10 protein-coding genes are annotated in these 10,263 nt (G+C 69.6%); 9 read left to right on the top strand and 1 reads right to left on the bottom strand.

Annotated features, from left to right (window positions below; genetic code table 11):
• From ACF8O7_RS08255 to ACF8O7_RS08215, 9 genes are all read left to right on the top strand, one after another.
• Positions 1–231, top strand: a 231-nt coding sequence (locus tag ACF8O7_RS08255; RefSeq protein WP_392443050.1) for a sensor histidine kinase, incomplete at its 5' end; no start/stop codon positions are given.
• Positions 232–377: 146 nt separating this feature from the next.
• Entirely contained in the window at positions 378–941 is a 564-nt protein-coding gene (locus ACF8O7_RS08250; RefSeq protein ID WP_016449015.1) for an RNA polymerase sigma factor, read from the top strand.
• Positions 938–2,014, top strand: coding sequence for a FecR domain-containing protein (locus ACF8O7_RS08245; protein ID WP_133074268.1), 1,077 nt, complete (start codon positions 938–940; stop codon positions 2,012–2,014). Before ACF8O7_RS08250 ends, ACF8O7_RS08245 begins: the two co-directional genes overlap by 4 nt.
• A gap of 88 nt (positions 2,015–2,102) precedes the next feature.
• Positions 2,103–4,484, top strand: a complete 2,382-nt coding sequence (locus ACF8O7_RS08240; RefSeq protein WP_392443047.1) for a TonB-dependent siderophore receptor — start codon at positions 2,103–2,105, stop codon at positions 4,482–4,484.
• A gap of 184 nt (positions 4,485–4,668) precedes the next feature.
• Positions 4,669–5,856, top strand: coding sequence for a muconate cycloisomerase family protein (locus tag ACF8O7_RS08235; RefSeq protein WP_392443046.1), 1,188 nt, complete (start codon positions 4,669–4,671; stop codon positions 5,854–5,856).
• 28 nt (positions 5,857–5,884) lie between these two features.
• Positions 5,885–6,163 carry a muconolactone Delta-isomerase gene (gene catC / locus ACF8O7_RS08230; protein WP_012203794.1) on the top strand — a complete coding sequence of 93 codons (279 nt, stop codon included), beginning with the start codon at positions 5,885–5,887 and terminating at the stop codon, positions 6,161–6,163.
• A gap of 42 nt (positions 6,164–6,205) precedes the next feature.
• Positions 6,206–7,198, top strand: coding sequence for a tripartite tricarboxylate transporter substrate binding protein (locus tag ACF8O7_RS08225; protein ID WP_046984479.1), 993 nt, complete (start codon positions 6,206–6,208; stop codon positions 7,196–7,198).
• A gap of 47 nt (positions 7,199–7,245) precedes the next feature.
• Complete coding sequence (locus ACF8O7_RS08220; protein ID WP_267179065.1) at positions 7,246–8,160, top strand: dioxygenase; 915 nt, start codon at positions 7,246–7,248, stop codon at positions 8,158–8,160.
• A 112-nt stretch (positions 8,161–8,272) separates the two neighbouring features.
• On the top strand, positions 8,273–9,268 hold the full coding sequence (locus ACF8O7_RS08215; RefSeq protein WP_012203791.1) for a tripartite tricarboxylate transporter substrate binding protein: 996 nt from the start codon (positions 8,273–8,275) through the stop codon (positions 9,266–9,268).
• Between the two features lie 16 nt (positions 9,269–9,284).
• On the opposite strand, the gene ACF8O7_RS08210 is transcribed toward ACF8O7_RS08215, so the two are convergent.
• Positions 9,285–10,241, bottom strand: coding sequence for a DMT family transporter (locus ACF8O7_RS08210; RefSeq protein ID WP_043790604.1), 957 nt, complete (start codon positions 10,239–10,241; stop codon positions 9,285–9,287).
• Positions 10,242–10,263: the final 22 nt, after the last annotated feature.

Here is a 10,263-nt window from a genome sequence, read left to right as displayed (position 1 = left end):
CCGGGCATTCCGCCACAGGAGCTGGACAAGATCTTCCAGCCCTTCGTGCAGTCCAGCAAGACCCGCAACGGCTCGGGCGGCACGGGCCTGGGGCTGGCCATCTGCCGCAAGATCATCGACGCCATGGACGGCACCATCGTGGCCAGCAACCGGCCCGAGGGCGGCTCGCTGTTTCGCATCACCCTTCCCTGCCGCAGCGCATCGGAGACGCGCCCGGCGGAGCTGCTGTAGCGGCACCGCCGGCCGGCGCGCCTGCGGCCGGCAAACGGGTGGTGAACAAGTGGCAAACGGGCGGCAACAAATGAGAAAAAGTCTCATTTAGAATGCCAGCACTTCGTCCCGCCCTGCCCGCCTGCCTTCCCTCCCCGCTTGCTTGTATGACACGCCATCCGACTCCTGCCGCCTGGCTGGGCCTGGACCTGCACTGGGCCTATGGCAGCCTGCTGCCCGCCATCTGGCGCAGCACGCGCTGCATCCACCGCGCGCAGGATGTGCTGCATGACGCCTTCGTGCGCTACGCCCTCAGCGGCCGGCACGAAGGCATCGCCCAGCCGCATGCCTACCTGCGCGTGGTGGCGCGCACCGTGCTGGCCGACCAGATGGCGCATGAGCGCCGCTTCGTGCCCCTGCCCGAGCTGGCAGGCGAGGCCGGCGCCGCGCAGCACCCGGTGGCACGCGCGGACGAAATCGCCTTGCAGGAAGCCTTCACGGCGCCTTCGGCCGAGATGCTGGCCGACCTGCAGCAGCGCCTGGGCGCCGTGCAGCGTGTCATCCAGGGATTGCCTGCGCGCTGCCGCGAGGTGTTCTGGCTGTGCAAGGTGGAAGGCCACTCCCAGCCCCAGATTGCCGCCATGCTGGGCATCAGCCTGAACATGGTGGAGCGCCACCTGATGCGCGCCCTGCTGGACCTGCGCGCCGCACGCGAGCTGCTCGCGCCATGAGCACGCCGCGCGATGAGGCCGCGCGCTGGTTCATACGCATGCACCGGGATGCGGGAGCGCGGCCGGGCGCCGCCGATGCCGCTGCCTGGCGCCGCTGGATGGACGCCGACCCGCGCCACGCCGCCGAATACGCCGCCTTCGAGGCGCTGTGGCAGGACTTCGACTCCACGCCCCGCACCGAGGCCCTGGCCACGGCGGTGGACACCGCCGCACGCCAGCGCCGCGACACACGCAGCAACGCGCGCCGCGCGATCATCACCCGCGGCGTGCTGGGCGTTGCCGGCCTGGGCACGGCGGGCCTGCTGGCATGGCGCGGCTGGCTTGAATGGCAGGACACCACCGTGTTCGCCCTGGCCCGCGACAGTGCGATTGGCGAACGCATCGTGCTGAACCTGCCCGACGCCAGCGTGCTGACCCTGGGACCGGCCAGCCGCATCGCCACGCGCTACACGCGCCGCCAGCGCGCCGTGGTGCTGGAGCAGGGAGAGGCCCTGTTCGACGTGGCCAGGGATGCAGGCCGCCCCTTCACCATCGCCGCCGGCCAGGCCCGCATCACCGTGCTGGGCACGCGCTTCACCGTCAACCGCCTGCCGGGCCTGGTGCGGGTGAGCGTGGAGCATGGAACGGTGCGTTTGGCGGTGAAAGGTGGTGACGGAGAACCGTCCTTGCTGCTGCAGGCGGGCGAAGTGGGGGAACTGCCGGACGAAAGCGCCGGTGCCGCCCCCGGTGCCGCACCCGGAGCCGATGGCGCCCACGCCAGCCCCCTCCCCCGCCGCGTGCAACGCGATGCGCGCGACAGTTTCTCGTCCATCGAACGCGGCCTCATCGTCTTCGACAGCGCCGGGCTGGGCGAGATCGCGGCCACGCTGTCGCGCTGGCGCCGCCAGCCCGTGCGTGCGGCCGTCGCCGACGGCACGGGCGGTCCGCGCATCACGGCCGCCGTGCAGCGCGCCGATGTGGAGAGCTTCCTGGACGCGCTGCCGCGCATCGCCGCCGTGCGCGTGCAGGAGCGCGACGGCGCCACCTGGCTGGCCCCGCGCAGCACGGCGCCGGAAAAAATCCGGAAAAACTGAAAAAAAGCGGCCAACGCACATCAGGGATCCGGCGGGCTGCCCCGTCATACAGGCGAGCACAACCGATACCCAGGAGAACGTTCCCGCCATGCCCGCCCGCCCTCTTTCCTCCCGCCCGGCACGCGCCTGCCTGTCCCTGCTCGCCTGCGCGGCGGCACTGGCCTGCACGCCGGCCCTGGCCGCGCCTGCCGACATCGACCTGCCGGCCCAGCCGCTGTCCGACGCCATCAAGGCCCTGGCGCGCGCCACCGGCACCAGCATCGCGGCCGACAGCTCCCTGCTGGCAGGCAAGACCGCGCCCGCCGTCCAGGGCCGCCTGGAGCCGGCCGAGGCACTGCAGCGCCTGCTGGCCGGCAGCGGCCTGCAAGCCTCTGCCCAGCCCCGGGGCGGCTGGCTGCTGCGCCCCGCCCCGGCGCGCCCGCAGACCGCGCTGGACGAAGTGCAGGTGACAGCCACGGCCCTGCGCGACGGCCGCACGGAAGGCACGGGCAGCTACCGGGCGCCCTATGCCAGCGCGGCCACCAAGATCGAGCTGACGGCCCGGGAGACGCCGCAGTCCGTGTCCGTGATCTCGCGCGCACGGCTCGATGACCAGAACTTCGTGGAGCTCACCGAAGCCGCCAAGGTGGTGCCCGGCATCGTCGTGCGCCGGCAAAGCAGCACGGGCGGGCGCAGCGACATCCTCTCGCGCGGCTACCAGTCCTCCACCTACCAGCTGGACGGTCTCACCGTCAGCGGCAACCCGGCCACCCAGGAAACGCTGGACCTGGCCCTGTTCGACCGGGTCGAGGCCCTGCGCGGGCCGGCCGGGCTGTTCTCGGGCGCGGGCGAGCCCAGCGTCATGCTCAACCTGGTGCGCAAGCGCGCCCTGCCGGACTACCAGGGCCAGGGCGCCATCGGCCTGGGCTCGCGGGGCCGCAAGCGGGCAGAGGTGGATGTCACCGGAGCGCTGTCCGAAGGTGGCCGCCTGCGTGGCCGGGTGGTGGCGCTGCACGAGAACTTCGGCAGCCCCGTGATGGCCATGGACGGCCACAAGCAGGCCCTGTACGGCACGGTGGAGCTGGACGTCACTTCCCAGAGCACGGTCTCGGTGGGCGCCACCTGGCAGCGCGGCCGGGGCAACTACGACACCGGCCTGCCCGCCCACGCCGACGGCAGGCTGGCCCCCATTCCGCGCGACGTGGCCATTGCCGCCGACTGGGGCCGCGCCGCGCCCGAATCGCTGGCCGGCTTCATCGAGTCGGAGACGCGGCTCGACGGCGGCGGCCTGTTCAAGCTGGCCGCCCGCCGTGTGCTGCGCCAGCAGCGCGACAAGTACATCAACGGCTACTCGGCCGTATCGGACACCGGCATCAGCCGCTTCACCCAGGCCCAGACCGTGGACCGCGACTACGCCGACACCACGGCCGACATCTACTACAGCACGCCCTGGCAATGGGCCGGGCAGACGCACCATTTCATCGCGGGCGCGGACTACCGCAGCTCCAACATGCACCTGCGCATGCTGCGCGGCGCCATGAACACGCCGGCCGACCTGTTCCACTACGACCCCTCCTCCATCCCCGAGCCCAGCTTCAAGCCCTTTGCCGACGACATCACGCGCACCAGCCTGCGCGGCGTCTACGGCCAGTTGCGCATCAAGCCCACGCAGGCCCTCACCCTGGTGGCGGGCGCGCGCAAGAGCTGGTGGAAGACAGAAACCTCGGACCGGCTGCAGAACACGCGCTCGGGCTACGAGGTCGATGGCCAGTTCACGCCCTTCGCCGCCGTGCTCTTCGATCTGAACGACAGCTGGACGCTCTACGCCAGCCAGTCGCGCATCTTCCAGCCGCAAAGCGGGCGCCTGGCCGGCGGCGGCCAGATCGCCCCGCGCGAGGGCCGGCAGGTGGAAGCCGGCATCAAGGGCAGCCTGCTGGACGGACGCCTGAATGCCACCGCCGCCGTCTACCGCATGCAGGACACCAACCGCGCGCTGGCCGATCCCGCCGATGCCGCCTTCGTCATCCCCGCAGGCAAGGTGCGCTCCGAAGGCTTCGAGGCCGAGGTGGTCGGCTCGCTGTCGCCGCGCTGGGACGTGGCGGCCAGCTACGCCTACATGCGCTCCAAATACCTGCAGGGCACCGTCACGCAGACGGGCACCGATTTCAGCACCATGTCGCCGCGCCACAGCGTGAACCTGTGGGCGCGCTACCGCGTGGCCGGCCCCGTGGCCCAGGGGCTGGAGCTGGGCGCGGGCGTGCGCGCCGTCAGCGAGTTCTACGACACCCTGGGCACCGTGCGCTGGCGCGCGGGCGGCTACGGCGTCTGGTCCGTCTATGCCGCCTACCCGCTCACCCCCCAGGTCAAGCTGGCCGTGAACATCGACAACCTGTTCGACCGCGTCTACTGGGAGCGCGTGGGCACGGCCACGCGCAGCAACTACTACGGCCTGCCGCGCAGCATCATGGTCACGCTGCGCAGCAGTTTCTGATCCCGTCGCCACAGGGCGTGCGCAGCACAAGGCTGCCGCGCCCCCTGCCTGCCGCGCAGGCATTCAACACATCGACACCATCGAATGATTTCTCACAAATAATTCAATAGATCCACACAATGCATGGATTTACGCTTGTGTCCATTGCTGGCAGCCGCCGCCAGCCAGGACACCAGCCATTGCCATGCAAGACCGTTTTCTGATCGAGCGCATCGAGGCGCGGATCCTCGACATTCCCACCATCCGCCCGCACAAGCTGTCGTTCGGCTCCATCAGCCGGCAAAGCCCGGTGATCGTGCAGCTGTGGCTGCGCAACGGGGCCACGGGCTTTGGCGAGGCCGCCACCATTGGCGGCCCGTCGTGGAACGAGGAATCGCCCGAGAGCATCCACCATGCCATCGCCAACCACCTGGCGCCCAGCCTGATCGGCCAGGACGGCGCGCGCTTCGAGGCCTGCCTCTCGCGCATGGACCTGGCCTGCAAGGGCAATGCCTTTGCCAAGAGCGCCGTGGAAATCGCGCTGCTGGACGCCGTGGCGCGCAGCCTGCAGTTGCCCGTTTGGCAGTTGCTGGGCGGCAAGCAGCGCGACAGCCTGCCCCTGGCCTGGACGCTGGCCAGCGGCGACATCGAGCGCGACCTGGCCGAGGCCCAGCTGCGCCTGGAGCAAAAGCGCCACCGCATCTTCAAGATGAAGATCGGCGCGCGCACGCCCGAGGCCGATGTGGCCCATGTGAGCGAGATCGCACGCGGCCTGCAGGGACGCGCCACGCTGACCGTGGACGTCAACCAGGCCTGGGACGGCGCCACGGCGCGGCGCTTTCTGCCGCAATTGATCGATGCCGGCGTGACCCTGATCGAGCAGCCCGTGGCCGGCTGGAACGTGCCCGCGCTGCGCGAGCTGACCGCTACGCTGCAGGGCGCCCTGGTCATGGCCGACGAGAGCGTGTGCACGCCCTACGACGCCATGCGCCTGGCGCGCGAGCAGGCCAGCCATGTGTTCTCGCTCAAGGTGGCCAAGCACGGCGGCCTGCTGCGCACGCGCAAGGTGGCGGCCATTGCCCAGGCGGCCGATATCGGCTGGTACGGCGGCACCATGCTGGAGACCTCGATCGGCTCGGCCGCCTCGGCCCATGTCTTTGCCACGCTGGGCGGGCAGCACTACAACTGCGAGCTGTTCGGCCCCCAGCTGCTGGTGGACGACATCGTCACCGAGCGCATGGCCATCCGCGACTTCGAGCTGCAACTGCCCGACGGGCCCGGCCTGGGCGTGGAGGTCGACCTGCAGCAACTCGCGCGTTTCGACCGCGCGCTGGCCGGCAGCCAGCCGCAGCACTTCGACATGGGGCAGGCCCGGACCGGGGCTGCGACCTGAATTCCTTTCATTCCTCCTGGAGACAAACATGCTTTACCTGGTCCGCATGGACGTGAAGATCCCCCACGACCTGCCCGCCGACGTGGCAGCCGAGATCAAGGCCCGCGAGAAGGCCTACTCGCAGCAGCTGCAGCACGACGGACGCTGGCCCCACATCTGGCGCGTGGTGGGCGAGTACGCCAACTACAGCGTGTTCGACGTGGCCTCCAACGACGAGCTGCACGAGCTGCTGCAGGGCCTGCCGCTGTTCCCCTACATGGACATCCAGGTCACGCCGCTGGCCCGCCATCCCTCGGCCATCGCCTGAGCACAGCCCAAACCAAGACCAAATTGTTCGGAGACAACTGAAGTGAATGTGAAACGCCGTTTTCTGACCGCCGCAGCCGCAGGCCTGTGCCTGTCCGCCGTGATGCCCGCCGCCCATGCGCAGGCTCCCGAGGCCAACTGGCCCAGCAAGCCCATCCGCTGGATCGTGCCCTTCCCGCCGGGCGGCGCCATGGACGCCATCGCGCGCACCCTGGGCGAGAAGGCCGGCCGCACGCTGGGCCAGCCCTTCGTGATCGAGAACCGTCCCGGCGCCGGCGGCAACATCGGCGCCGACTTCGTGGCCAAGCAGCCCGGCGACGGCTACACGCTGATGATCACCTCCATCGGCATGGCCACCAACAAGCCGCTGTACCGCAAGCTCAGCTACGACCCGATCAAGGACTTCGCCCCCGTGGGCGTGCTGGCCGTGGTGCCCAACATCCTGGTCACCAACTCCACCCAGCCCAACGTCAAGAGCGTGGCCGACGTGGTGGCCGCCGCCAAGGCCTCGCCCGGCAAGCTGACCTATGCCTCGGCCGGCAACGGCACCTCCATCCACCTGGCAGGCGAAGTGTTCAACTCGCTGGCCGGCGTGGACATCCTGCACATCCCCTACAAGGGATCGGGCCCGGCCGTCTCCGACCTGCTGGGCGGACAGGTCAACTACATGTTCGACTCCATCACATCGGCGCGCCCGCACATCCAGTCGGGCAAGCTGCGCGCCCTGGCCGTGACCACGGCCAAGCGCTCGTCCAGCATGCCCGACGTGCCCACCATGGAAGAGGCCGGCATCAAGGGCTACGAAGTCTCGCCCTGGTTCGCCGTCTTCATGCCCGCCAGCACGCCGCCAGCCATCGTCAAGAAGCTCAACCAGGTCTTCGTGGCAGAGATGAAGCAGCCCGACGTGCTCGAACGCTTCAAGGCCATCGGCGCCGAAGTCGTGGGCTCCACGCCCGAGGAAGCGGCCAGGCACCTGCAGGCCGAGTCCGTGCGCTGGACCAAGGTGATCACGGAGCGCAACATCAGCATGGACTGAGCGCTTCTCTTTTCCAGGACATCCCATAAAACCACGAGGAGACAAACATGTCCGAACTGTCCCAGGACCAGCTGCTGAATCTGGTCAACAGCAAGCAGATCGCCCCTGGCAGCGACCGCGTGCGGGCGCTGACCCAGCGCATCGTCAGCGACCTGTTCCACACCATCGACGAGATGGATGTCACGCCCGACGAGTTCTGGGCCGCCGTGGACTGGCTGGGCCGCCTGGGGAGCAGCGGCCAGCTGGGCCTGATCACGGCAGGCCTGGGCTTCGACCGGCTGCTGGACATCCGCAGCGACGAGGCCGATGCGCGTGCCGGCCGTGCGGGCGGCACGCCGCGCGCCATCGAAGGCCCGCTGTTCGTGGCCGGTGCACCGCTGTCGCAAGCGGAGGCGCGCCTGGACGAGGGCGAACCCCAGGGCGAGGTCTTCGTGATGGAAGGACGGGTGCTGGATCTTGACGGCCGGCCTCTGCCGCATGCGCTCATCGATGTCTGGCATGCCAATGTACAGGGCGGCTACTCGCACTTCTTCCCGGGCATGAAGCCCTACGAGCTGCGCCGCCGCATAGAAGCCGACGACCAGGGCCGCTACCGCTTTCGCAGCTATGTGCCGCCCGGCTACTCCATACCGCCGGACAGCCCCACCTCGGAACTGTTCGACGCGCTGGGACGCCACGGCCATCGACCCGCCCACATCCACTTCCTCGTGGTTGCACCCGGCATGCGCACGCTGACCACCCAGGTCAACCTGCCCGGCGATACCTACCTGGACGACGACTTCGCCTTCGCCACGCGTGACGGCCTGATCGTCGAGCTGGAGCGCGGCGTGGCGCCGGCCGGCTATGAGTCGCTGGGCGTGAACGCGCCTTTCGTCCGCACGCGCTTCGACTTCGTGCTGCAGCCCGCAGTCAGCGAAGGCGAGTCCTTGCCGCTGACACGCATGGAGCGTGTGCGCGCCTGAGGCTCCGCCACCTTCCGGGGCCTTCCGGCCTGCCATTTTTTTCGCTTCGTCCGTTCCACAGCAGGCCGCCCCTTGGAGTGCGGCCTGCTTCACCGTATCCGCTTCCCACACCATGTCCAGCCTGCATCGCATCGCCGCAACCCTGCTGACCGCCACCGTGGCCCTCGTGCCCGCCCTGGGACACGCCCAGGCTCCGGCAGCCTTTCCTTCCAAGCCGGTGAACATCGTCGTGCCCTACGCGGCCGGCGGCCCCGTGGACAACCTGGCACGCGCGCTGGCCACGCGCCTGAACAAGGTCTGGTCGCAACCCGTGGTCATCCTCAACCGCACAGGCGCCAACGAGATCATCGGGGCCGAGTACGTGGCCAAGAGCGCACCCGACGGCTACACGCTGTTCGCCGCGACCGAAGCGTCGCTGACCATGAACCCGCACCTGTACCGGAAGCTGCCCTACAACCCGCAAAAGGACTTCGCCCCCATCTCCCGCCTGATCAGCGTGCCCATGGTCTTCTTCGTGCCCCAGAGCTCCAAGGCCGGCACGCTGCAGGAGTTCATCGCTCAGGCACGCCAGGCAGGCAAGACCAAACCGCTGACCTATGGCTCATCGGGCGCGGGCGGCATCGTGCACCTGCCGCTGGCCATGTTCGCCAAGCAGGAAGGGCTGGAGATGGTGCACGTGCCCTACAAGGGCGCCGCACCGCTGATCCCCGAAGTCATCGCCGGCCAGATCGACGCAGCGGTGCTGGGCGTGTCGGTGATCGAGCAGCACATCAAGTCCGGCAAGCTCAAGGCCCTGGCCGTGTCCTCGGAGACACGCAGCATCGCCCTGCCGGATGTGCCCACCTTCAAGGAAGCCGGCGTGCGCGACATCCAGGCTGTCTTCAACATCGGCCTGCTGGCACCGGCTGGAACGCCGGCGCCCCTGGTGGAGAAGATCGCCGCCGATGTGCGCCGCGTGCTGCTGGAGCCCGAATTCCGCAAGACCCAGGTGGACGCGTTCTCCTACGTGGCCGTGGCCTCCAGCCCCGCCGAATACCGCGACTTCCTGGCGCGCGACTACCAGGTGCAGGGCGAGCGCGTGCGCACCTCGGGCGCCTCGCTGGATTGATCCGGACGGAGTCCGTTCAGCTCTGGACTGCGGTGCGCTTGGCAACCACGTGCACCGCAGCCGCAGGCCTGCGCCCCCAGTTCATCAGCGCCGTGCCGGCCACGGCCATGCCGCCGCCCAGCACGATGCTGGCATCGATGCTCTCGCCCAGCCACAGCGCCGACAGCGCCACGCCGATCACGGGCACCAGGGTGATGTAGCCCGAGGCCGCGCCCGCGCCCAGCGCCTTGACGCCGTCGAAGTACCAGGCATAGGCAAGCGCCGTGGCGCCGAAGGCCAGGAAGGCCAGCGCGCCCCAGGCAGTGCCGTTGCCAAGCACGGCAGCCTGCAGGCCGGCCGGCCCCTCGACCACCAGGCTGGCCACCAGCAGCATGGCCGCGCCCATGGTCGAGGTCACGGCCGTGGCCGACAGCGCATCCACGCCCGTGAGCAGCCAGCGGCCGATCAGGGTGTAGGTCACCCAGCACACCACGCAGCCCAGGATCAGCAGCTCTCCGGCGCCCACCGATCCCTGCAGCAGCGCCAGCGGCTGGCCATGCGAGATCACCACCACGGCGCCGCAGGCCGCCAGGGCCATGCCCAGGGCAATGGTGCGGTTGAGCCGCTCGCCGAACAGCCAGACCGCCAGCGCCAGCGTGAGCACGGGGTTGAGCGTGATCACCAGGGCCGCCTTGCCGGCCGGCACATGCTGCAGCCCCATGAGGAAGAAGGCCGCATAGCCGAACACGCCCGTGGCGCCGGCGGCCGCCATGCCCAGCCAGCGTTTGGCACTCCATTGCCGCAGGCCCGCCATGCCACCGGCCCAGTACAGCCACGGCAGCAGCACGGCTGCGGCCAGCAGGAAGCGCAGGCTGGCGGCTGCCAGCGGCGGCATGTTCTGTGCCACCACGCGGCCCGCAGGCCAGGAAGCGCCCCACAGCAGGGCCATGCCGACAAGCCGCAGGTGGGGACCGAAGAAGCGTTGAAAATTCATGGCGCGTACTATGTGCTCATAT

Origin of the sequence: Delftia sp. WSY_16 (assembly GCF_043104415.1) — a bacterium.
GTDB lineage: Bacteria > Pseudomonadota > Gammaproteobacteria > Burkholderiales > Burkholderiaceae_C > Comamonas > Comamonas tsuruhatensis.
The sequence above is the reverse complement of the archived record's forward strand: the minus strand, read 5'-3'. Positions and strand labels throughout refer to the sequence as shown.

Bases quoted from the DNA above. Each gene is read 5' to 3' on its own strand.
- ACF8O7_RS08250 (WP_016449015.1), top strand. From the start codon at position 378: ATGACACGCCATCCGACTCCTGCCGCCTGGCTGGGCCTGGACCTGCAC.
- ACF8O7_RS08245 (WP_133074268.1), top strand. From the start codon at position 938: ATGAGCACGCCGCGCGATGAGGCCGCGCGCTGGTTCATACGCATGCAC.
- ACF8O7_RS08240 (WP_392443047.1), top strand. From the start codon at position 2,103: ATGCCCGCCCGCCCTCTTTCCTCCCGCCCGGCACGCGCCTGCCTGTCC.
- ACF8O7_RS08235 (WP_392443046.1), top strand. From the start codon at position 4,669: ATGCAAGACCGTTTTCTGATCGAGCGCATCGAGGCGCGGATCCTCGAC.
- catC (WP_012203794.1), top strand. From the start codon at position 5,885: ATGCTTTACCTGGTCCGCATGGACGTGAAGATCCCCCACGACCTGCCC.
- ACF8O7_RS08220 (WP_267179065.1), top strand. From the start codon at position 7,246: ATGTCCGAACTGTCCCAGGACCAGCTGCTGAATCTGGTCAACAGCAAG.
- ACF8O7_RS08215 (WP_012203791.1), top strand. From the start codon at position 8,273: ATGTCCAGCCTGCATCGCATCGCCGCAACCCTGCTGACCGCCACCGTG.
- ACF8O7_RS08210 (WP_043790604.1), bottom strand. From the start codon at position 10,241: ATGAATTTTCAACGCTTCTTCGGTCCCCACCTGCGGCTTGTCGGCATG.